Source organism: Fundidesulfovibrio putealis DSM 16056, from assembly GCF_000429325.1.
GTDB lineage: Bacteria > Desulfobacterota > Desulfovibrionia > Desulfovibrionales > Desulfovibrionaceae > Fundidesulfovibrio > Fundidesulfovibrio putealis.
Genome location: NZ_AUBQ01000003.1, coordinates 33,162 through 54,071 on the forward strand (window position 1 = coordinate 33,162; position 20,910 = coordinate 54,071).

The following is a 20,910-nucleotide window of genomic DNA, read 5'->3' on the forward strand; positions in this document are numbered from 1 at the left end:
CTGCCGGGCGCGCCTTACAGCGCGCCCGGCTTTTTTGTGGGGTTCTACTTTTCGCCGAAGGTTTTCCAGACCACCGAGGACGAGATCATGTTTCCGGCCATGACCATGGCGTCCAGCAGGTCCGATTCCTGGTAGCCGTGTGCTTTCACTGTCTCGATGTCCTGGCTGTTCACGGACGTGGGTTCGTCCACGGCCTTCAGCACGAAGTCCAGAAGAACCTGCTCGTCCGGTTCCAGGGCCTTTTCGGAGCGGGTCTGCGCGAGCTGTTCTATCTCGTGCTCCTCCAGGCCCATCTTGCGCAGCAGGTTGCGGTTGAACAGCTGGCACGCTCCGTGACCGGACTTCACCGCCACGGCGTAGCGCAGGGAGGCGGAGAAGCCGGGGGACAGGCGCGGATGCTCGCGGAAGTAGCTGATGAACCCGAACTGCCGGTTCAGGAGTTCCGGACTTGCGCTGTAGAGTTGCAAGGTTTTGGGGATGCCCACTTCAGCAGGGAACATGTTGTAGATTTCCTTGATGCGGCCAGTGGCGGCGGCGGGTTCGACGATTGAAAGCAGCATGGCGTCTCCTTTGTAGTAGACCGGTCGGCTATTAAAGTTGCCAAAAAACAGGGACTAGGCGAGAATCGTGTTGAAAATGAAGTGGATGAATCGGTCCAGCGGCTCCGGACTCTTCTCGGCCTTCATGCGCAAGAGCGCCCCTTCCCAGGCGTCCAGGATGAACTCCCCAAGCTGGACAGGGTCGAGAGCCTCGGCCAGTTCGCCGCGCTCTTTGGCTTCGCGGAGCAGGGCCACAATGTGCGAGGCCACCAGGGTCAAGGCCTGTTGGAGGCGCTGGCGCATCACCGGGGACAGGTCGCTCATCTCCTGGGCCAGGTTGCCAAGCGGGCAGCCGCCCTCGCAACCATCGCTTACGCGAAGATCGCGCCGGGCAGTGAACAGGGTCTTCAGCCGGACAAGGGGCGGCTGTGCCGATGCATCGCGCTCCATGTTGGCGCGTTCGTTCAACCGGCTGGAATAATAGTCGATCACCGCGAGGCCGAAGTCCTCTTTCGACTTGAAGTAGAAATAGAAAGACCCCTTGGGAACCCCCGCCGCCTCCAGGATCTCCTTGAGGCCGGTCCGGTGGAACCCCTGGCGGTAGATGAGCGGCGCGGCCGCTTCCAGGATGGCCTGGCGGGTGTCTTTCTTGATGGGCTTCACGAAGTTATTATTAGACCGGTCGTCTAGTGGCGTCAAACGGTGTTTTGCTGCAAGGTGAAAATTCGCCCGCAGCCAAGGCGGGCAGGAGTCTCGCACAGGATGCGCACGTCCAGGCGGCCAAGCAGCCAGGATGCGGGCACCCTGGCTGCTGACTGCCCGCCACAGGGGGGCTTGTTCTCAGTTCCCGTTGCCAGCCGTCACCAGCCGCAGCTGGATGCTCACCACGTCGTGGACCAGATGCATGCCAAGCTTCTCGAAGAACCGCCCGGAGCCGTAGCGCGCTCCCCAGCGGGTGCGGTCCAGGTCGAAGTGGGCCTCCAGACTCAGGCGTCCGTCGTCCAGGCGCTCCACCGTGGCCGGGAAGTTCAGGTCGCGGGTCACGCCGCGCAGGGTCAGCTGGCCTTCCACTTCGTAGTTGGCGCTCCCAGGGGTGTGACCGGGCAGCGGGGTGATGTGCGTGGTGTCGAACAGGGCCTCGGGATGGGCGTTGACCAAGAAGAAATCTCCCGAGGACAGGTGGGTGACCAGGAGTGCCGCCAGGGACTGATCCTCCAGATCCTCGTCTTTCAGGGTGCGCATGTCCAGGCTGAAGCTGCCCAGGGCCAGCTGCCCATTGCTGAAGCGCATGGCGCCGGATGACAGCGCGACCGTGCCTGTGTGGATGCTGGTTCGGCTGCGCCCCGTCCACTGGATGCGGCTGGCCTGCGGGTCCACGTGCAAAAGCCCGTTCGCTATGCCAAGCTCGCACGGGGAGGCGGGTTCGTCGCCAAGATGCCCCTCCAGGGGGTACCCGGCCTGCATCCAGCCCTCTATGCCATCCTGGCAGATGGTCACGTTCGTGTATCCGGCGGCCAGGAGCTTGTCGGCGGCGTCCTGAGCCCCCAGGCAGCGGTGGGAGGAACTGGCCAGCACCAGGGACGTGCCTGGGGCGATCCCGGCTTCGGTGAGCTGGTCGAGAAAGGTCATCTCGTAGACGCAGTGGTTGCGCGAACCCGGAATGTGCCTGGCTGCGTGATGTTCGGGAGGAAGGACGTCCAGAACCAGGATGTCGCGGCCCTCGTCGAGCCAGGTTTTGAGGATGACGGCAGAGATGGATTTCGCGTGCGGCATGGAGGTTCCTTTCTGGTCTGCCGGACAGGACGGCAGGGGTGATATGTCACCCTAGCATAGTCGGTGAAACCGGTGAAGGCGAAATGAAGGCGGGAAACTCTTGCGGCCGGACACGGCAGGCGCATCCCGGCAAGCCCGGAATAAAGCAGGCCGCGCCGGGATGCCGGCGCGGCCTGTGGAATCGCATTGCCGCCTCTGTGCGGGGCCGCTGGTCTAGTCGTTCAGGGCTTCGTACACCTTGCCCACCATCTTCTCGTTGGGGGTCAGGGTTTTCTGGCCGGGAACCCACTTGGCGGGACAAGCCTCAGCGGGATGGTCCTTCAGGTAGTAGTTGGCTTCCATCTTGCGGAACAGTTCGTCGGCGTTGCGCCCGACGTTGTAGAAGTTCACCTCGGAGCTGACCAGAACGCCTTCGGGGTTTATGATGAAGGTGCCGCGCAGCGCCAGGCCCGACTCGGGGTCATACACGCCGTAGTAGCGCGATACCTTGCCGGTGGGATCGGCGGCCATTTTGTAGCGCACGCCCTCGAGCAGGCGCTCGCTGTTCTTCCAGGCCATGTGGCTGAACTTGGTGTCAGTGGAGACGGCGATCACTTCGCAACCCAGCTTCTCCAGGGCCTCCTGCTTGCTGGCCAGGTCAGCGAGTTCCGTGGGGCAGACGAAAGTGAAGTCGGCAGGGTAGAAGAAGAGGATGGTCCACTTCTTTTCCTCCTTCAGCTTTTCAAGGCTCACGGTACCGAAGAAGCCTTCCTTGGGGTCGTAGACGTCCATGGAGAAGTCCTCCACGGGCTTGCCGACCTTGGCGCTGCCCGAGCAGCATTCGCCCTTGTCGTGGTGATCGTGGCAGCATTCGTCCTTGCCGTGGTGATTGCCATGATGATGCTTATGACCGTGGGACATGAGGCCTCCAAGTATATTTGTGCGTATTGTTAGGAATTATTCCTAACCTGTGGGGAAGCATACACGATCCAGGAAAAAAAAACACCCCCCCGCGTGTCCGCAGGGGGGGTGATGACAACAAAAGGTTCGGAGCGTCTAGCGCCAGGAGCGCTTCTGCCCGGAATAACTGAATATCTCGCGCATGGATTCCTGTTTCACTTCCTCGTCCTTGGCGGCGCTGGCAGCCTGGGGAGTGGGGCCGAAGGCCCGGTGGACCTCCACCTGATACGTGATGTGGCCCACATACGGAGTGTGGTCGTACTCCACGCGCTTGACCTCGGTGGCCATGGTGTTCAGCAGGATGACGGAATAGCTGGCCACATAGCGGCCATCTTCCATCTTCACTTCCTTGCGGTCCTTGCTGTTCTGGGCAAGCGCTGCGGACTTTTCCAGCCACTTCTTGGCGTAGTCGTTGAATTCGATCTTGATCTTCTCGAAGGTTGCGTCGTCGTCCACCTTCACGGGTTTCTTCTTGCCCTTTTCAGGGGCAGTGGCGGCTTCCACGCCGAAGGGGTCGGACTTGGAGCCCTTGGCTGCCTTGGGTTCCTTCTCCTTGATCTCCTTGGGTTCCGGCGCAGTCTTGCCCGGAGCCTTCTCAGCCATGGGGACGGGCTTGGGCTCAGGCGCGGTCTTGCCGGGGATGGTCAGCACCATGCCAGCCTTGATTGCCTTGGCGTTTTGCATGTTGTTGGCGGACATCAACTGGTTGGCCGGAACTCCGTATTTCTTGGCGAGGCCTGCCACGGTGTCACCTTTGACGACCTTGTGGGTGAGCGGCGGAGGCGGCGGCGGAGGCGGCGGCGGGGTAGGTTCGGGTTTCACTTGGGCTACTGGGGCGGGTTCGGGCTTGTCTGCCCCGAACATGCCGCAACCGCTGAGCGTCAGGCAGAGTGCCAACGCGGGTACGATTGTTTTGATCATGTGCTCACCTCCATGGGGTCGGGCGAAACGCCCGTGTCGGCCGACGGGCATGAAAGGACAGATACGGCATGAAGGCGCAGTCTTCAAGGGCAACCTTGACGCGCCAAAAAGAAAGGGCGGAACCTTTCGGTTCCGCCCAGACTGTCACTGAGGACCGTTCGAGACTAGTTCGACTTGAACTTGATCTCGACGCGGCGGTTCATCTTGCGGCCTTCCGCAGTCTTGTTGTCGTAGCGGGGGTTCATCTTGCCGAAGCCAACGGCGGTGATGCGGCCGGCGTCGATGCCCTTCTTCACGAAGTAGGCCTTGACGCTGTTGGCGCGGCGGATGGACAGCGCCATGTTGTACTTCTCGGAGCCGATGGAGTCGGTGTGGCCTTCAAGGATCACAGCCAGGGCAGGCTTGGACTTGATGATGGCAACGCCCTCGTCCAGGACGGGGATGAATTCCTTCTTGATGTTGTACTTGTCGAAGTCGAAGTAGATGGAGCGGAAGATGACCACTTCGTCGTCGATGAAGTCGTACAGGGAGCACTTCAGGAAGGCTTCACGAGCGGCCTGGTTGCGCAGCACCTCTTCGCCCAGGGCGAAGCAACCGCACTTGGACAGAGCGGCGATTTCCTTCAGGATCTGCTCGCCGCGCTTGTTGTCGGCGAAGCTGATGACGCTGAAGCAGAGCTTGTCGCCGTACTTGGCCTGCATCTGCTTGGCCACGCCCACGGGATCGACGCCCAGGTTGGAGTCGCCGTCGGACAGGATGATGACGGCGGTCTTGCCGGACAGGCCGCCCACGACCTTGTCCAGGTCGTTCAGGCCAACACCCATGGGGGTCATGCGGCCGTAGGCTTCGTAGTCGGTCTTCAGAGGAGCGATAGCCTTGTCCATGGCGGCCTTGTCGTAAGGAGCCATGCCGGCGTACTGCTTGTAGGGGGCGAAGGTGTACATGCCGGCCTTGTAGGGCAGGGCGGGGATCAGCTTGTTCAACTCGACCAGGGTGGACTTGGCCATCATGATCTTGGAGACGCCGCCGAACTGCACGTAGCGCTGGCCCTTGTAAGAGAAGGCCATGGAGCTGGAGTGGTCAACAAACAGAATGAAGTTGTCGACTTTCGGGACCATTTTCTTGGCGGCGGCCGGAAGAACCGTGCCGACCAGAGCCATGATCAGCATGGCTACGATGATGCGCATTTTTCTCATAAGTCCTCCTTCCGAATCAAAGTGAAGTGTCGCGTGAAGCAGAAGCCACCCTCAGAGCCAAAATAACGCGAATCGTCAGGCCCGTTGCCCGTTGAATCTCGCGTTTCCTCACGAATTCAATACCTGAAACATCGCCTGCTGGGCAAGCGGTTTTCCTCGACGGCCTTCCGAATAGAACATTTCAAAAGTTTAAGCAAGGATTTGGCCTCATTGGCTGTCACAAAAGTTGCTGACCCTCCGGAAACCAAGGCCAGGAGCCAATCCGAGCATCCTTCCCGTCAAGAGCGTCTTAATATTAAATCTTGTTCATGTCTATGCTTGCATCCGGGAAAGAGTGCAAGCGGTTTCTTCGGAATCTTTCATTCATCGCTTGGCGAACCTGCTCCTGCCGGGTTAGAGACAGGCATCATCACATCCACGGGAGCGATCATGTCCGCCAAGCACGGTTTTTCACTCATCCATGAAGGCCCCATCGAAGAATACGCCATCCAGGCCAGACTCTACCGGCACGAGCGCACCGGAGCCGAGTTGCTGTCGATCATAAGCCCTGACGACAACAAGGTTTTCGGTGCAGCGCTGCGCACGCCCCCCACCGATTCCACGGGCCTGCCCCACATCCTGGAGCACTCGGTTCTCTGCGGCTCGCGCCGCTATCCGGTGAAGGAGCCCTTCGTGGAGCTGCTGAAAAGTTCGCTCCAGACCTTCCTCAACGCCTTCACCTATCCCGACAAGACCTGCTACCCCGTGGCCAGCGCCAACCTGGCCGACTTCTACAACCTGGTGGACGTCTACCTGGACGCGGTGTTCTACCCGCGCATCCCCGAGGAGATCTTTGGGCAGGAGGGCTGGCACTTCCACCCCCAGGACGGCGGCCTGGTCTTCAAGGGCGTGGTCTATAATGAGATGAAGGGCGCGTATTCCTCGCCCGAGAGCCTGCTCTCGGAGCAGTCCCAGCGTCAGACCTTCCCGGACAACACCTACGGGGTGGACTCGGGCGGCGACCCCGCCCACATCCCGAGCCTCACTTACGAGCAGTTCAAGGACTTTCATCGGCGCTATTATCATCCGTCGAACACCCGCTTCTTCTTCTACGGAGACGACGACCCCGAACGCCGCCTGGAGATCCTGGAGGAATACCTCAAGGATTTCGACCAGCTCGCCATCGACTCCGCCGTGGCCCTTCAGCCGAGGATGACCGAGCCGCGCCGCCTGGAGAAGCCCTACGCCTGCGGTTCGTCCCAGGACGGCTGCGACCCCAAGGCCTACTTCACCATCAACTGGCTGCTGCCTGAAGTTCGCGACATGGAAGAAGTGCTGGCCCTCTCCGTGCTGGAGCACGCCCTGATCGGCCTGCCGGGCTCGCCGCTGCGCCGGGCGCTCATCGGCTCGGGCCTGGGCGAGGACCTGGCCGGCGGCGGCATGGAGACCGAGCTTCGCCAGATGTATTTCTCCATCGGCCTGAAGGGCGTACACCCGGACAAGGTGACCCAGGCCGAGGCCCTGGTGCTGGACACCCTGAAGACCATCCTGGAGCAGGGCATCCCGGCGGACGCGGCGGAAGCGGCCATCAACACCATCGAGTTCCGGCTGCGCGAGAACAACACCGGCTCCTACCCGCGCGGGCTCTCGCTGATGCTTCGCGCCCTGACCACCTGGTTGCACGGCGGCGATCCGCTGGCCCCGCTGCGCTTCCAGGCCCCGCTGGACGCCCTGAAAGCCCGGCTGGCCTCGGGAGAAAAGGTCCTGGAGAACCTCCTGCGCGAGCACTACATCGAGAACACCCACCGGGTGCACGTGGTGCTGCTGCCCGACCCCGGCATGGCCGAACGGCTGCTGGAAGAGGAAAAAGCCAGGCTGGACGCGGCCCAGGCCGCGCTCAGCCCCGAGGCCAGAAAGCACGCCCTGGAGCTGGCCGCGCGCGTCGAGGCCTTCCAGGACACGCCGGACTCCCCCGAGGCCCTGGCCACCATCCCCAAGCTGCACCTGAAGGACCTGCCCAGGCTCAACAAGGTCATCCCTGGCGAGTGGCTGGACAACAGCATCTTCTTCCACGACCTGCCCACCAACGGCGTGGTCTATCTGGAGTTGGGCTTTGACATGTCCGGGGTCAGCACGGAGCTTCTGCCCCTGGTCCCGCTGTTCGGGCGCGCGCTTCTGGAGATGGGCACGGACCGCGAGGATTTCGCGGACTTCCTGAACCGGGTGGCGCGCAAGACCGGCGGCATCGGGCGCGACATCTCGCTCTCGTCACGCAGCGGCCAGGGGCCTGACCAGGCCTCGGCGCGGCTGGTGGTGGCTGGCAAGGCCACCCCGGACCGCGCTGACGAGTTCCTGGGGCTCATCTCGGACGCGCTGACCCGCGCCAACTTCGACGACGAGACCCGCTTCAAGGAGATGCTCTTCGAGGCCAAGGCTCGCGCCGAACGCCGCCTCGCGCCGTCCGGCCATGCCTACGCTGCGCGCCGCCTGCGCGCGCGCTTCTCCCGCGCCTCCATGGCCGAGGAGCGTCTCTCCGGCCTTGCCGGAATCGAGAGCCTGCGCGCCTGGGCCAACAACTTCGAGCAGTCCTGGCCGTGGCTGCGCGATGGCCTGCACGAGCTTCGCCGCCAGATCATCCAGCGTGGGGGCCTGGACGTGAACGTCACCCTGGACGCCAGGAACTTCCAGGACTTCAGGCCGCGTCTGGAAGCCATGCTGGCCGGGCTGCCCTGCGGCACGCTGGCGCCGGTCTCCTGGCCGGGGCTCGATCTGCCTGAGCACGAGGGCCTGTCCGCGCCGGTGCAGGTGAACTACGTGGCCCAGGGCCGCCCCCTGTCGGAGTTCGGCTATACGGCCCACGGCTCCATGATGGTGGCCTGCCGTTACCTGCGCAACGCATACCTCTGGGAGCGCGTGCGGGTGCGCGGCGGGGCGTACGGCTCGTTCTGCTCCTACGACCGCTGGTCCAACATGCTGACCATGCTCTCCTACCGCGACCCCAACATCGAGAAGACCCTGGAGGCCTTTGCCGAAGCCGGGGACTTCCTCATCAACCTGGACATCGCCCCGGACGAGTTGGAGCGCGCGGTGATCGGCACTGTGGGCGACATCGACAGCGTGCTGCTCCCGGACGCGCAGGGCCATGCGGCCATGGCGCGCCACTGGGCGGGAGACACCGAGGAGGCGCGCCAACTGGTGCGCACCCAGGTGATGAACACCACCCTGGATGATCTGCGCGAGGCGGGCCGCATGATGAAGAAGGCCATGGCCGGAGCGCCCGTCGTGGTTGTTGGAGCCGAGGAGCGGCTGAAAGACGCCGCCAAGGAAATCAAGGGCATGGTGATCACCCGGGCCATCTAGCCGGAATGACCGAAACTGCCTGAACCTTGAAGGGCAGGAAGCGCGAACATGCGCTTCCTGCCCTTTTTGCAAGATTATTGCTGGCGTCGCTACGTGAGCTTTCGCAGCAACCTGAACGAGCGCATGCCGTGGACCAACTCCTGAAGCTTCACGCCGCCCCCGCCCAGGAAAGCGCGCACGGGCAGGATCATGCCGCTGCGCACGAACCAGTACAAGAGGTTGCGCAGGTGTTTGGCCCAGGTCAACTCCGGGAAAATCTCGCGCTCCAGGTCCGCCTGATAGACGGCCGCCGGGTCCGCGCCCTGGCTGATCGCCGCAAGGCAGGCCCGTCCGGCCATCTCGCCGGTGCGCAGGGCGTAGTGGATGCCCTCGCCGAAGAACGGCTCCACCAGGCCTGCGGCGTCTCCGGCCAGCAGGGTGCGCCCGAAGCTCGGGCGCGAAAGCCAGTTGCCGTAGGGCAGGGGATGGGCGCGCACGGGCAGGCCGTGGTCTTTGGGGAGGCCGAGAAAGGTTAGAAATTCGTCCAGGCAGTCGCGGATCATGCGGGCGGGCTTCCCGTGGTACAGGCCGCAGATGCCCACAATCACCCGGTCGCGGTGGGGGAAGCTCCAGCAGTAGCCCGCGTCGATGAAGCCGGAGTAGATGGTGGGAAAATCCGCCGTGACGTCCTCGTGCAGGCCTGTCCTGCCAGCCAGCCAGGCGCGCGGCAGGTAGACCTCCAGGCCCATGCCCATTTCGTCGCGCCAGCGGGTGGTGTCCACGCCGCAGTGGGCGCGCACGCGGCTCATGGCCCCGTCCGCGCCGATCAGGCGTCTGCCCGTGAATTCGCGGCCCTGCGCGGTGCGGACAGTGGCCGTGGCCACGTCGGCCCAGGTCACGGCGTCGCCGGTGCGCACTTCTGCTCCGGCTGCGCGGGCGCGCTCCAGGCAGAAGGCGTCGAACACGCGGCGCTCCACGAAATGGAAGGGGTAGACCAGCTTGCCGCCGGAAAGCTCGTGGTGCAGATGGCGGATGCGGTAGCGGTCGCTTGCGTGGTTGATGACGCCCAGCGCCTGGAGGGACGCGGCGGTTTCGCCGAAGACGCGCGTAAGCGTTTGCAGGGTCTTCCAGGTGAGGAGCCCGGCGCAGAGCTTGTCGCGCGGGAAGTCCGCCTTGTCGAGCACCAGCACCGAAACGCCCGCCCCGGCCAGAACCGTGGCGGCTGCCGCGCCAGCCGGGCCGCCCCCGGCAATGATTACGTCATAGCCTGTCATCTTGCCCCCAGAAGGCCCACCTGATACCCGGTTGAGCGCCTGGAGGCAATGATGCGAAACGGTTCACGACTGCGCGCAGCGGTGTTTGATTTCGACGGCACCCTGGCCCGTCCGGCGCTGGATTTCCCGCTGATGAAGCGGCGGGTTGGCGAATTGGCCTCCAGCCGCCTGGGAAGCCCGGTGACGCCTGCCGGGCTCCCGGCCCTGGAGTGGATCGAGGCGCTCTGCGCGATGATGACTCGTGCCCAGGCCGAGGACTTCCGGCGCGACTCCCACGCCCTGATTGAAGAGATGGAGCGCGAGGCCGCAGCCCGCACCAGCCTGTTCGACTTCGTGCGGCCCATGCTCTCTCGCCTGAGCGGGCGGGGCGTGGCCCTGGCTGTTATCACCCGCAACAGCCGCCAGGCCGTGGAAGCCGTCTTCCCTGACGCGTCCCGGTATCTGGCCGCAGTGCTGGCGCGCGAGGATGTGGCCGCCGTGAAGCCGGACCCGGCGCACCTGCTGGAGGCGCTTGGCCTGCTGGATGCTCGCCCTGACGAGGCCCTGATGGTTGGGGATCATCCCCTGGACGTGCTGACGGCCCGGCGCGCGGGAGTCCTGGCTGGGGCCGTGGCCAGCGGGGAGACGCCGCTTGCCGATCTTCAGGCGGCGGCCCCGGATTTTCTTGCGGCGGACGCAGGTGAATTGTTTGAGCGTCTGGAGACGCAGGGCTGGTTCTGATTTCAGGCGGGACGTCGGGCGAGCGCGATGCCGATGAGGCCGAACATGCGGCGTCTGACGTCAATCGTCCGCATTCCCTGCCGTTCAAGCAGGCCTTCCAGCCCGCCCTGGCGCATATAATCGGCGTAATAGGCGTGATGGTCGCGCCCGGCGAGGCGCTCCACGGCCTTCACTGCCCAAGAGAGCGTGGCCTGCGCGCCCGTGTGCGGCGACAGATAATCCACCACTGCGATGAGCCCTCCGGGACGCGTGACCCGCAGCATCTCCGCCAGGATGACTGGCCGCATTCCAGGCGGCTTTTCGTGCAGGGCCAGGGAGATGGTGCAGGCGGTGAAGCTGGCGTCCGGAAAGGGCAGTCTGGCCGCGTCGCCCCGGACGAAGTTCATTCGCGCTGCCTGCGATTTCTCTAACCGCGCCGCCCGGCGGATCATGCCTGCGGACAGGTCCACACCCACTGCGTCGCGTCCAGCCCTGGCAAAGAAATAACATTGCCGTCCCGTGCCGCAGCACAGGTCAAGCACCGTCCCGTCCCGCTCCCGCCCTACGACATCGGCCAATTCCCGGCGCAAGGGATCGAGCGCCCAGGCAGTGGCCGCATCGTAAATGGGCGCGACAGCGCCATACTCGTCGTCTGCCAGTCGCATTGAATACCAACCCCAGAGCATATCGATAACATATGGCGCATGACGCGAAGCGGAGAGGGTGTCCAGAGGGCGTAGCCCTATGGCCGCCGGAGGCTCAGAAACGGCTCACCCGACCGGGCAGCACCGCGCAAACGCCTACCTGCCGTGCATACGGGCACGACACGAAGCGGTAAAGGATTCCAAAGGAACGTGTTCCTTTGGCCGCCGGAGGCTCAGAAACGGCACACCCGACCGGGCAGCACCGCGCAAACGCCTACCTGCCGTGCATACGGGCACGAGGCGAAGCGGTAAAGGATTCCAAAGGAACGTGTTCCTTTGGCCGCCGGAGGCTTCTTCCCTCCAGCTTCTTCGGGATGTGTTTCAAAAAAGCGAAAAAAAACTAATCAGTGCAGCTGAAATTCGCGTCCTTGGCCACGACAACGCGGTTCTTTCCGGCGTTCTTGGCCTGATAGAGGGCGGTGTCGACCCTGCGGACGAGGGTCTGGGATGATTCGCCTGGCTTGCAGCAGGCCAGGCCGATGCTGACGGTGACGGCCCGGCCGATGCCGAAATCGTGCGTGGCGATGGCTGCGCCCAGTTTCAAGGCGCACTGGCGCGCTCCGTCAAGACTGGTCTGGGGCATGATGACCATGAACTCCTCGCCGCCGTACCGGCAAACCACGTCCGTCACGCGCACAGCGCCGCCAAGCACGCGGGCCAGTTCCACCAGAACGGCGTCTCCGGTCTGGTGGCCGAAGGTGTCGTTGACGGACTTGAAATTGTCGATGTCCAGCATGGTCAGGCACAGGTCGGTGCCATGCCGCAGGGCGCGCTTGGATTCGCGGGCGATTTCGGTCTCGAAGGCCTGGCGGTTTCCGACGCCGGTGAGGAAATCGCGTCCGGCGAGGCGGGAGAGGTGTTCTCGCTCGGTCTCGATCAGCGAAATGTCGGTGAAGGTGAGCAGATGACGCTTCTCTTCCTCGAAGCTGACGTGGTCTATTGCCAGTAAAAAACGCCTGGGCCGGGTGTCGCCACTGGTTGCGTTTGGGGCCAGTATGAATTCACGTCCCTGGTGCTTCAGCAGCCAGGAAGCGATGTCCTGGGGCAGGGTGGTGCGGCCAGCGCCGTTTCGCTGGGCCAGGGAGAAGTGCTGGCGCAGAAACGAGCCCAGGTCCTTGCCTTCGGCGGCCTGGGCCGGAAGTATGCGCTTGGGGTCGTTGAAATAGAGAATGTGGTCCCCGTCTGAAATCACGTGGCAGTTGGGCACGTTGGAGAGGAGCCCGTCGGCGATTTTGCTGCGGGCCTTGTCCCTGCGGTGCTGCTGGATGTCCTGATGGGCGCGGCTGAGCCCGGAGAGAATGTTCTCGGGGCGGTAGGGCTTTTTGACGAAGAGGTTCACCTTGAGCTCGATGGCGTCCAGGTAGGACTCCTCCTCGCCGTAGCCGGAGGCGATGATGACGTAGGGTTTGCAGCCGGACTCGCGCAGGGTCCGTATCATGGAAAGGCCGTCCATGCAGGGCATGCGCAGGTCGGTTATGATGACGTCGGGAGTGTGGCGATGGTAAAGCTCCAGGCCTGACTTTCCGTTGTCAGCCTCGAAAACCTGACCGACCTTGTCTTCCAGGGTCAGGGTCAGGCAGAGGCGGGACGGCGTATCGTCTTCAACGATAAGGACCTTGAGGGATTTCAGATCTGTTTGGGGCATCCGTGCAGAACCATACGCAAAAGGATAGATATTGTCTTTCACGAACAGATTCCCATGTCAAGGACGGCATGAAAGACGAAAAATACTGGGTTGCGGATGGCGGCTACTGCGCGCGCAACTCGAATCCGGGCTGGGCCGAGGTGACGCCCTGGATGAAGGCAGCTCCCATGCGTCCGAAGAACTCTTCCAGGCGGGATTGTTCCTTCTTTGGGCCACGGATGGTGGCGGGGTTTTTCTTGGTGATCCCGGAGAGCGCCTTGAGTTCCTCCATGGCCTCTTCCTGGCTGCCCATCTTGTCCACCAGCCCGATGGTCAGGGCGTTGGCGGCGGTCATGGCCTTGCCTTGCAGGGCGGTGAGGTCGGCGGGGTTCAGGTTGCGGGCCTGGGCCACGTCGCCCACGAAAATGTCGTGCAGGTCGTTCATGAGGCCTTGCAGGTAGGCGCGGTCCTCTTCGGTGAGTTCCCGGAAGGGCGAACCCGCGTCCTTGAGCTTGCCGGTGGTGAAGCTCGAGAAAGTGAACCCGATCTTGTCAGTGACGCCGACCACGCTGGGGAACATGCTGCGCACGCCGATGGAGCCGGTGATGGAGCCGGGCAGGGCGTAGATCACCTTGGCCGGGCAGGCGGCGTAGTAGCCGCCGCTGGCGGCCATGGAGCCGATGGAGACGACCACGGGTTTCTTGGCGGCCAGGGCCTTCACGGCTCGGAAAATCTCCTGGGAGGGGCCGAAGCCGCCGCCGCCGGAGTTCACCCGGAGCAGCACGCCTTTGACGTCGGGGTCTTCGCGCAGCTTCTTCAGGAAGGCCACGAAGCGTCCCGAGGACTCGATGGTTCCGTCCAGGTAGGCCACGCCGAGTTTCTCGGTGGCGGGCAGGGCGAAGGTGAAGTCCTCGTCGTCAAAGCCTGCTGCGGAAAAGAAAAGGGCCATGACCCCTGTGGTGAGGGTCATGGCCGCAAAGAGAATGCCGAAGACGAACAACACCGGGTGGCGCTGTCTGAAACCCGTCTTCGGCATAGTGTTATTACTGCTGGGCATCCTCTTCTTGCTTCTGGCGGATCAGGTCGCCCAGGCCAACGCCGACTTCGGGGCCCGAGGAACGGTATTCCTTGGACTTGCGCTTGTCGTCGTCTTCCTTGAGGGACTTGATGGAGAGGCCCAGGCGGCGTTCGTCGGCGCTCACGTGGATGACGCGGGCTTCGATCTGGTCGCCTTCCTTGTACAGCTCGGCAGGGGTCTTGACCTTCTTGCGGCTGATTTCGGAGACGTGCACCAGACCTTCGATGCCTTCTTCCACTTCAACGAACAGGCCGAAGTCGGTGATGTTGGTCACCAGGCCCTTGACCATGGCGCCCACCGGGTAACGTCCGGGCACGTCGTGCCAGGGGTCGTCGGAGAGCTGCTTGATGCCCAGGGTGAACTTCTCGGACTGCTTGTCCACGGTGAGGACCTTGGCGCGCACGACGTCGCCGACCTTGAACATCTCGCCGGGGTGGCGGACTTTCTTGGTCCAGGAGATGTCGGACACGTGGATCAGGCCGTCGATGCCGTCCTCGATGCCGATGAAGATGCCGAACTCGGTGATGTTCTTGACGGTGCCTTCAAGCACGGCGCCCTCGGGGTAGCGTTCGGCCACCAGATCCCAGGGGTTGGGCTTGACCTGCTTCATGCCGAGGCTGATGCGCTTCTTGTCGGGATCGACGCCAAGCACGACAACTTCGACTTCGTCGCCCAGGTGAACCATCTGGGACGGGTGACGGAGCTTGCGGGTCCAGCTCATCTCGGAGATGTGCACCAGGCCCTCGACGCCGGCTTCCAGCTCAACGAACGCGCCGTAGTCCACCAGGTTGGTGACCTTGCCGGACATGCGGCGGTCGACCGGGTACTTGTCGGCGATGTTCTGCCAGGGGTCCGGGGTGAGCTGCTTCATGCCGAGCGAAACCTTCTGCTTCTCCTTGTCGAAGGAGAGAACCTTCAGCTCCAACTCGTCGCCCAGGGAGACCATCTCCTTGGGGTGCTTGACGCGCTTCCAGGACATGTCGGTAATGTGCATCAGGCCGTCGAGTCCGCCCAGGTCCACGAACACGCCGTACTCGGTGATGTTCTTGACGCGGCCGGTGACGGTCTGGCTTTCTTCCAGGGTGGTGAGCAGATCACGGCGAAGCGATTCGCGACGCTCCTCAAGAAGCACCCTGCGCGACACGATCACGTTGGAACGGCGGCGGTTGATCTTGAGGACGCGGAATTCGAATTCGTTGCCGACCAGCGCGTCCATGTCGGGCACGGGGCGCAGATCCACGTGGGAGCCGGGCAGGAAGGCTTCGACGCCGCCCAGGTCCACGGTGTAGCCGCCCTTGATGCGCCGCTGGATGCGGCCGGTGATGATGTCGTCCTTGTCTTGGAGGTCTTCCAGCTTGTCGAAAAGCTGCATCCGCTTGGCGCGGTCGCGCGAGAGATGGATGGTGCCTTCGGACTCGTTCTTGCCCACGACGTAGACGTCGATTTCGTCGCCAACGCCGACGGTTACGTTGCCCTCGGGGTCGGTGAATTCCGACACCGGGATCTGGCCCTCGGACTTGAAGTTCACGTCGACCAGGATGTGCTCCTTGCCGACGCGCACCACCACGCCTCTGGTGATGACGCCTTCCTCGAGATCGCCGAAATCTTCGTTAAGATAGTTCTCGAGTGCGGCCTCGAAGTTCACTTCCATGTCCGCGGGGGTAGAAGTTTCTGACTGTTCAGTGTTGACCATGAGTTGGTTGACCTCCAACAGGATATTCCCTCGAAAAGGATTCAACCCCCTACCCGAAATGCCGGGCTCTGACAACAGGTAAAACGCCGGTTCAGCCTCACGCCGCCTGTCTTGGGACTTTTTGCACAAGTATCCGGTCCACCCGTCGGCCGTCCATGTCCACCACCTCGAAGCGATGGGCGCCGTATTCGAAGGACTCGGCCATGGCCGGAATGCGCCCCAGGCTGTGCAGCACGAACCCGGCCAGGGTCTGGAAATCGCCCTGAGGGGCGTCATCCTCCAGCAGGTCGAACACCTCGGCCACGGGGGTCATGCCGTCGATCAGCCAGGAGCCGTCCGCGCGGGCAACGATGCGGGGTTCCCTGGCATCACCGGGCAGGCTCATGTCGCCCACGATGGCTTCCAGCACGTCGGTGAAGGTCACCAGTCCCAGCACGTCGCCGAATTCGTCCACCACCACGGCCAGATTCTGGCCCGCGAGCTTGAGCTGCTCCAGCAGCTTGAAGGTGGTGGTGGACTCCAGCACGTGTGGCGGCGAAATGAGCACCGGCAGAATGTCCAGGACGCTCTCGCAGACGTTCACGGCCAGCAGGTCCTTGGCCTCGGCGATGCCCAGCAGGTTCTCAAGCCCGCCGCGCACCACGGGGAAACGGTTGAAAGGCGTGACGCGGATGGTCTCGCGGATGGCCTCGGGGTGTTCCAGGTCCAGGCAGACGATGCGCGAGCGGTGGGTCATGAGCGTGCCCACGGGGCGGTCCCCCAGGCGCATCACGCGCTCCAGCATGTCGCGCTCCACGTCTTCCAGCACGCCCGCCGTGGCGGCCTGGCGCACCAGCAGCCTGATCTCCTCCTCGCTCACCTGGGAGCCGACGTCCTCCTTGACTCCCAGGATCTTCAGCACCGTGCGCGTGGACCCGGACAGCACCCACACCGCCGGAGCGGCAAGGCGCAGCAGCAGGGCCATGGGCCGCGCCACGCGCACCGCGATGGCCTCTGGCGCGGCGATGGCCAGGCGCTTGGGGACCAGCTCGCCGATGATGAGAGACGCGAAGGTGATGCCCGCCACCACCAGCCCGAAGCCCAGCGGCTTGGAGTACGGAGCCAGGAGCGGGATGCGCTCCAGGACGTCCGTGGCGTAGTGCGCCAGCGACGCCTCGCCGTAAGCACCCGAAAGAATAGTCAGAAGCGTGATGCCTATCTGCAGGGCGGCCAGGAAACCCTCGGGCCGCTCGGCGAGCTTCAGGGCAGCCTGGGCCCCGGCGCTGCCCCTGGAGGCCAGCTGGGCCAGCTTGGGCTTGCGGGAGGTGAGCACTGCCATCTCGGCGGCGGCGAAAAAGCCGTTGAAGGCGATAAGTATCAGGACAGTGCCCGCTTGCAGGATAAAGTCGATGTTCATCCCATGATTCTTATGGGCTTGCGAAGAGAGTTGCAAGCAGTCGCCACACGTCGTGCCTTTCCCGATTTTCTTGACACCCCGGCCCAGGGAAGTCATGAAGATGGCATGATGAAAGTACGCACAATTTACGTAGGTTGCCGCTCATGATCGTCAATTGGCCGGAGCGGTTCTTCTGCAATTCCATCGTGCGCCGCTTCCTGCAGCGCGGCGAGGCGAAGCGGCTTAGGCACATGCGCCCCATGCAGCCCGGAGGCGACATCCTGGAGATCGGCTGCGGCAACGGCGCCGGGGCGCAGCTGATATTCGAGTATTTCGCGCCGCGTTCGCTCCACGTCCTGGACCTGGACCCGGACATGCTGCGCCTTGCGAGAAAACGCCTGGCCGCCACGCCCGCCGTGGTCATGGAGGGAGACGCCCAGCGCCTGCCGTTCCCGGACCACAGCTTCGACGCGGTGTTCAACTTCGGCATCATCCATCACCTGGAGGACTGGGAGCTTGGCATCTCCGAGGTGGCGCGCGTGCTGAAACCCGGCGGCGCGTTCTATTTCGAGGAGATTTTCGCGGCCCTGTACGCCAACCCCTTCTGGCGTCACGTGGTCGCCCACCCCACCCACAACCGCTTCCAGGCCCCGGAGTACAAGGCCGCCATGGCCCGCAGCGGGCTCGTGCTGCTGCCCGGCGCGCACGAAACACGCCTGACCATGCTCGGCGTGGCCGTGAAACGAGCGGACGGATGACGACGCGCCCGTCCGGGCCGGTATTTCAATATTGGCCCTGCGGCGCGATGTCCGATCACTAGACGAGCCCAAGGAGACTGCATGTCGTCGCTTACGGCCCAGTTCGGCGGGCCGATCACCCGTTTGAAACTCTTCCTTGCCCTGTCGCGCACGCCGCACGGCCTGCTGGACATGACCATGCCCGTGGCCGCCGCGCTCCTGTGGCTGGGGCATTTCCCGCCGTTTGGCGTGGCGCTCCTGGGTCTGTTCACCGTGTTCGCCGGGTACACGGCCGTCTACGCGGTCAACGATCTGGCCGACCTCAAGGTGGACCGCGACAACTACCAGGGCGGACGCGGCGACACCTCCGGCTACCTGGATGCGGTCTACGCCCGCCACCCCATGGCCATGGGGCTTTTGACCCGGCGCGAGGGCCTCATCTGGACCGCCTGCTGGGGCGTGGCCGCGCTGGCCGGGGCCTACGTGCTCAATCCTGTGTGCGCCGGGCTGCTCCTGGCCGGGTGCGCGCTGGAAGTGGTCTACTGCATGCTCCTCAAGGTCAGCCATCTGCGCTCGCTCATCAACGCGATAGTCAAGTCGCTGGGTGGCGTTGCCGCCATCCTGGCCGTTGATCCAGCCGCGCCCTGGTGGTTCCCGGCGCTTCTTTTGCTCACCACTTCGGCCTGGGAGGTGGGCGGACAGAACATCCCCGCCGACTGGTTCGACCTGGAGGAGGACCAGCGCCAGGGAGCACGCACCCTCTGCGTGGCCCTGGGCGTGGATCACGCCGCCAAGGTGGCCTATTACTGCCTGTGCGGCGTGGTGGCCGGGACGCTGGCGCTCTTGCTGGCCGCGCCCATGGGATTCGGTTTCTTCGGGGCGATTTTGGGCGCAGGGATCATCGGCTGGCTGCTGCTGCCGCCCGGATTGGCGCTCTATCGGCGCAAGGGCAGGGGGGAAGCCGCCGCCCTGTTCAACCGCGCCAGCTATTTCCCCGTCGCGTTGCTCGGGTTTTTGCTGGTTTGGATGATTTTCAAATAGGAGCTGGGCTCCGCCCAGACCCGCAAGGGGAGAAGCCTCCCCTTGACCCGGCTTTCCGCTTCGCGTCGTGTGCGGGGAACAGGCTGGGGGCCAGGAGATGTCACGGGCGTGTCATGCGAGGCGGGCGACGAATCGTCTTCAAATCGATTCGAGCCCGCCTCGCATGGCGCGGACGTGACATCCCCCGGCCACCAGCCGACAACACGACGGTTTATCGCGCTAACCCGCGAAGCTACTTGAAAGTTTTTGAAGGAGAGTCCAGAGAGGACAACTGTTTTCAATAAGTTTCCTCTCTGGCCGGCGGAGGCATTTCCCATGCGTGATTTTGAAGTAAGACGGATGTTCGACACCATTGCCGAAGGCTACGACATGCAGAACAGCATGTTGTCGCTGCGTATCGATGTGCTGTGGCGCAAGAAACTGGCGCGCCTGATTCCGGCGGACCGGCCCGTCACCGTGGCGGACATCGCGGTCGGCACCGCCGAAGTCGCCATGGAGATCGCCCGCCAGCGCCCCCTGGCCCGCATCCTGGGCGTGGACTTCACCCCGGCCATGCTGTTCGTGGGCCAGCGCAAGTTGCGCAAACGCGGCCTGGACGGACGCGTGCGCATGCTGGCAGGCGACGCGCGATGCCTGCCCCTGCCCGACGCCTGCGCCGACGTGGTCACCATCTCGTTCGGCATCCGCAACGTGCAGGAGCGCATGCAGGCCCTCACCGAGTTCCACCGCATCCTGAAGCCCGGCGGGAAGCTCCTGGTGATGGAGTTCTCGCTGCCCGACAACTCCCTGCTGCGCGGGCTCTACCGCCTCTACTTCGACAACATCCTGCCGCCCTTCGGCAACTGGCTCTCGCGCACCGACTACGCCTACTCCTACCTGAAGACCTCGGTCTACGGATTCCCCGGCCCGGAGGAGTTCTGCGCCGAAATCCGCCAGGCCGGATTCGCCGACGTCGGCCAGACGCCCCTCTCCGGAGGCATCGCGCGCATTCATCAAGGAACGAAACCCCTGAACTGATCCCGAAGCCAAGGAGCCCCCATGCCCCCCGAGATGAAAACCTTCACCCTGGAAGAACTGGCCCAGTTCGACGGCAAGGACGGCCGCCCCGTCTATGTGGCCTACAACGGCAAGGTGGTGGACGTTTCCGGCAGCAAGATCTGGAAGGGCGGGCGGCACATGAACCGCCACGACGCCGGGCACGACCTGACGGCAGACCTCGCCCAGGCCCCGCATCCCGAAGACCGCCTCGAACGCTACCCGCAGGTGGGCGTGCTGGCCGGGGCCGAAATCCCCGAAAGCGGCGCGCCTCAGGCCGCAACCGCCGGAGCTGCCGGGCCGGAATGCCCCAGGGAACCGGAGCAGCACCTGCCCTGGATACTGCGCAAGAGCCCGTTCCTGCGCCGCCATCCGCACCCCATGACCGTGCATTTCCCCATTGCGTTCGCCACCGGCGCGGTGTTCTTCCTGCTGCTCTTCCTGCTTACCGGACGTCCCCTGTTCGAGAACGCCGTGCACGCCATGAACATCGTGGGTGTGCTGTTCACGCCCGTGGCCATCCTTACCGGGCTCGCCACCTGGAAATACAACTACATGCTCGCGCCGCTCACGCCCGTGCGCATCAAGCTGGCGCTGAGCCCGGTCTTGTTCCTGCAATTCCTGGCCGCAGTGGTGTGGTGGATGGCGAATCCTGCGGTGCTCGCCGCAGGGAGCCCCAGCGCCGGGCAGTTCACCGTGCTGGTGCTGTCCATGCTGCCCGTCATGGGCGTGGTGGGATGGTACGGCGCGGGGCTGACCTTTCCCATGCACGACTAGGGGCTTCGCTTCCTGCCGGAGCTTCTGGGGCTTCGCCCCAGGCCCCACCAGGGCTCCGCCCTGGACCCGCCAGGGGGATGATCCCCCTGGACCCTGCAATAAGCTTCGCGTCGTGTGCGGGAGACTTTGGTTTGGGGAGTGGCTGTGGCTGGCGGCTGTCCCGTCCGTGTCCTGGCGGGCGGGCTAG

General features: G+C 63.9%; 18 protein-coding genes. 6 read left to right on the forward strand and 12 right to left on the reverse strand.

Going from position 1 to position 20,910, the window contains the following annotated elements; genetic code table 11:
- Positions 1–44: 44 nt before the first annotated feature.
- From G453_RS0100180 to G453_RS0100205, 6 genes are all read right to left on the reverse strand, one after another.
- Positions 45–560 carry a carboxymuconolactone decarboxylase family protein gene (locus tag G453_RS0100180; protein WP_027189395.1) on the reverse strand — a complete coding sequence of 172 codons (516 nt, stop codon included), beginning with the start codon at positions 558–560 and terminating at the stop codon, positions 45–47.
- A 54-nt stretch (positions 561–614) separates the two neighbouring features.
- Positions 615–1,238, reverse strand: a complete 624-nt coding sequence (locus G453_RS0100185; RefSeq protein WP_235731654.1) for a TetR/AcrR family transcriptional regulator — start codon at positions 1,236–1,238, stop codon at positions 615–617.
- A gap of 141 nt (positions 1,239–1,379) precedes the next feature.
- Positions 1,380–2,312, reverse strand: a complete 933-nt coding sequence (locus G453_RS0100190) for a YceI family protein (protein WP_043643854.1) — start codon at positions 2,310–2,312, stop codon at positions 1,380–1,382.
- Positions 2,313–2,525: 213 nt separating this feature from the next.
- On the reverse strand, positions 2,526–3,212 hold the full coding sequence (locus G453_RS0100195) for a peroxiredoxin (RefSeq protein ID WP_043643856.1): 687 nt from the start codon (positions 3,210–3,212) through the stop codon (positions 2,526–2,528).
- A gap of 135 nt (positions 3,213–3,347) precedes the next feature.
- A complete protein-coding gene (locus tag G453_RS21525; protein WP_051271280.1) occupies positions 3,348–4,172 on the reverse strand; it encodes a LysM peptidoglycan-binding domain-containing protein in 825 nt (274 codons plus the stop codon).
- Between the two features lie 164 nt (positions 4,173–4,336).
- Entirely contained in the window at positions 4,337–5,368 is a 1,032-nt protein-coding gene (locus G453_RS0100205; RefSeq protein WP_027189399.1) for an OmpA family protein, read from the reverse strand.
- Positions 5,369–5,797: 429 nt separating this feature from the next.
- On the opposite strand from G453_RS0100205, the gene G453_RS21530 reads away from it, so the two are divergent.
- The gene (locus G453_RS21530; RefSeq protein WP_043643858.1) at positions 5,798–8,707 is read left to right on the forward strand and encodes an insulinase family protein; all 2,910 of its coding nucleotides are present in this window, start codon (positions 5,798–5,800) and stop codon (positions 8,705–8,707) included.
- Between the two features lie 89 nt (positions 8,708–8,796).
- On the opposite strand, the gene G453_RS0100215 is transcribed toward G453_RS21530, so the two are convergent.
- Positions 8,797–9,960 carry an NAD(P)/FAD-dependent oxidoreductase gene (locus G453_RS0100215; RefSeq protein ID WP_027189400.1) on the reverse strand — a complete coding sequence of 388 codons (1,164 nt, stop codon included), beginning with the start codon at positions 9,958–9,960 and terminating at the stop codon, positions 8,797–8,799.
- A 51-nt stretch (positions 9,961–10,011) separates the two neighbouring features.
- Here G453_RS0100215 and G453_RS0100220 point away from each other — a divergent pair, with 51 nt between their 5' ends.
- Positions 10,012–10,680 carry an HAD family hydrolase gene (locus G453_RS0100220; RefSeq protein WP_043643859.1) on the forward strand — a complete coding sequence of 223 codons (669 nt, stop codon included), beginning with the start codon at positions 10,012–10,014 and terminating at the stop codon, positions 10,678–10,680.
- A 2-nt stretch (positions 10,681–10,682) separates the two neighbouring features.
- On the opposite strand, the gene G453_RS26875 is transcribed toward G453_RS0100220, so the two are convergent.
- The 5 genes from G453_RS26875 to G453_RS0100245 all read right to left on the reverse strand — a co-directional run bounded on the left by G453_RS26875 (position 10,683) and on the right by G453_RS0100245 (position 17,154).
- The gene (locus G453_RS26875) at positions 10,683–11,324 is read right to left on the reverse strand and encodes a class I SAM-dependent methyltransferase (RefSeq protein WP_043643861.1); all 642 of its coding nucleotides are present in this window, start codon (positions 11,322–11,324) and stop codon (positions 10,683–10,685) included.
- Positions 11,325–11,703: 379 nt separating this feature from the next.
- Positions 11,704–13,008 carry a diguanylate cyclase gene (locus G453_RS25795; protein ID WP_051271285.1) on the reverse strand — a complete coding sequence of 435 codons (1,305 nt, stop codon included), beginning with the start codon at positions 13,006–13,008 and terminating at the stop codon, positions 11,704–11,706.
- A 103-nt stretch (positions 13,009–13,111) separates the two neighbouring features.
- Positions 13,112–14,023, reverse strand: coding sequence for a signal peptide peptidase SppA (sppA, locus tag G453_RS0100235; protein WP_027189403.1), 912 nt, complete (start codon positions 14,021–14,023; stop codon positions 13,112–13,114).
- Positions 14,024–14,030: 7 nt separating this feature from the next.
- The gene (locus G453_RS0100240) at positions 14,031–15,758 is read right to left on the reverse strand and encodes a 30S ribosomal protein S1 (protein ID WP_027189404.1); all 1,728 of its coding nucleotides are present in this window, start codon (positions 15,756–15,758) and stop codon (positions 14,031–14,033) included.
- A 97-nt stretch (positions 15,759–15,855) separates the two neighbouring features.
- On the reverse strand, positions 15,856–17,154 hold the full coding sequence (locus tag G453_RS0100245; RefSeq protein ID WP_027189405.1) for a hemolysin family protein: 1,299 nt from the start codon (positions 17,152–17,154) through the stop codon (positions 15,856–15,858).
- Between the two features lie 143 nt (positions 17,155–17,297).
- Here G453_RS0100245 and G453_RS0100250 point away from each other — a divergent pair, with 143 nt between their 5' ends.
- The 4 genes from G453_RS0100250 to G453_RS0100265 all read left to right on the forward strand — a co-directional run bounded on the left by G453_RS0100250 (position 17,298) and on the right by G453_RS0100265 (position 20,723).
- Positions 17,298–17,891, forward strand: a complete 594-nt coding sequence (locus G453_RS0100250; protein ID WP_027189406.1) for a class I SAM-dependent methyltransferase — start codon at positions 17,298–17,300, stop codon at positions 17,889–17,891.
- 81 nt (positions 17,892–17,972) lie between these two features.
- Positions 17,973–18,911 carry a UbiA family prenyltransferase gene (locus G453_RS0100255; RefSeq protein ID WP_051271288.1) on the forward strand — a complete coding sequence of 313 codons (939 nt, stop codon included), beginning with the start codon at positions 17,973–17,975 and terminating at the stop codon, positions 18,909–18,911.
- A gap of 315 nt (positions 18,912–19,226) precedes the next feature.
- Positions 19,227–19,928, forward strand: coding sequence for a ubiquinone/menaquinone biosynthesis methyltransferase (locus tag G453_RS0100260; protein ID WP_027189408.1), 702 nt, complete (start codon positions 19,227–19,229; stop codon positions 19,926–19,928).
- Positions 19,929–19,949: 21 nt separating this feature from the next.
- Positions 19,950–20,723, forward strand: a complete 774-nt coding sequence (locus G453_RS0100265) for a DUF2231 domain-containing protein (protein ID WP_043643867.1) — start codon at positions 19,950–19,952, stop codon at positions 20,721–20,723.
- Positions 20,724–20,910: the final 187 nt, after the last annotated feature.

Bases quoted from the DNA above. Each gene is read 5' to 3' on its own strand.
- G453_RS0100180 (WP_027189395.1), bottom strand. From the start codon at position 560: ATGCTGCTTTCAATCGTCGAACCCGCCGCCGCCACTGGCCGCATCAAG.
- G453_RS0100190 (WP_043643854.1), bottom strand. From the start codon at position 2,312: ATGCCGCACGCGAAATCCATCTCTGCCGTCATCCTCAAAACCTGGCTC.
- G453_RS0100195 (WP_043643856.1), bottom strand. From the start codon at position 3,212: ATGTCCCACGGTCATAAGCATCATCATGGCAATCACCACGGCAAGGAC.
- G453_RS21525 (WP_051271280.1), bottom strand. From the start codon at position 4,172: ATGATCAAAACAATCGTACCCGCGTTGGCACTCTGCCTGACGCTCAGC.
- G453_RS0100205 (WP_027189399.1), bottom strand. From the start codon at position 5,368: ATGAGAAAAATGCGCATCATCGTAGCCATGCTGATCATGGCTCTGGTC.
- G453_RS21530 (WP_043643858.1), top strand. From the start codon at position 5,798: ATGTCCGCCAAGCACGGTTTTTCACTCATCCATGAAGGCCCCATCGAA.
- G453_RS0100215 (WP_027189400.1), bottom strand. From the start codon at position 9,960: ATGACAGGCTATGACGTAATCATTGCCGGGGGCGGCCCGGCTGGCGCG.
- G453_RS0100220 (WP_043643859.1), top strand. From the start codon at position 10,012: ATGCGAAACGGTTCACGACTGCGCGCAGCGGTGTTTGATTTCGACGGC.
- G453_RS26875 (WP_043643861.1), bottom strand. From the start codon at position 11,324: ATGCGACTGGCAGACGACGAGTATGGCGCTGTCGCGCCCATTTACGAT.
- G453_RS25795 (WP_051271285.1), bottom strand. From the start codon at position 13,008: ATGCCCCAAACAGATCTGAAATCCCTCAAGGTCCTTATCGTTGAAGAC.
- sppA (WP_027189403.1), bottom strand. From the start codon at position 14,023: ATGCCGAAGACGGGTTTCAGACAGCGCCACCCGGTGTTGTTCGTCTTC.
- G453_RS0100240 (WP_027189404.1), bottom strand. From the start codon at position 15,758: ATGGTCAACACTGAACAGTCAGAAACTTCTACCCCCGCGGACATGGAA.
- G453_RS0100245 (WP_027189405.1), bottom strand. From the start codon at position 17,154: ATGAACATCGACTTTATCCTGCAAGCGGGCACTGTCCTGATACTTATC.
- G453_RS0100250 (WP_027189406.1), top strand. From the start codon at position 17,298: ATGATCGTCAATTGGCCGGAGCGGTTCTTCTGCAATTCCATCGTGCGC.
- G453_RS0100255 (WP_051271288.1), top strand. From the start codon at position 17,973: ATGTCGTCGCTTACGGCCCAGTTCGGCGGGCCGATCACCCGTTTGAAA.
- G453_RS0100260 (WP_027189408.1), top strand. From the start codon at position 19,227: ATGCGTGATTTTGAAGTAAGACGGATGTTCGACACCATTGCCGAAGGC.
- G453_RS0100265 (WP_043643867.1), top strand. From the start codon at position 19,950: ATGCCCCCCGAGATGAAAACCTTCACCCTGGAAGAACTGGCCCAGTTC.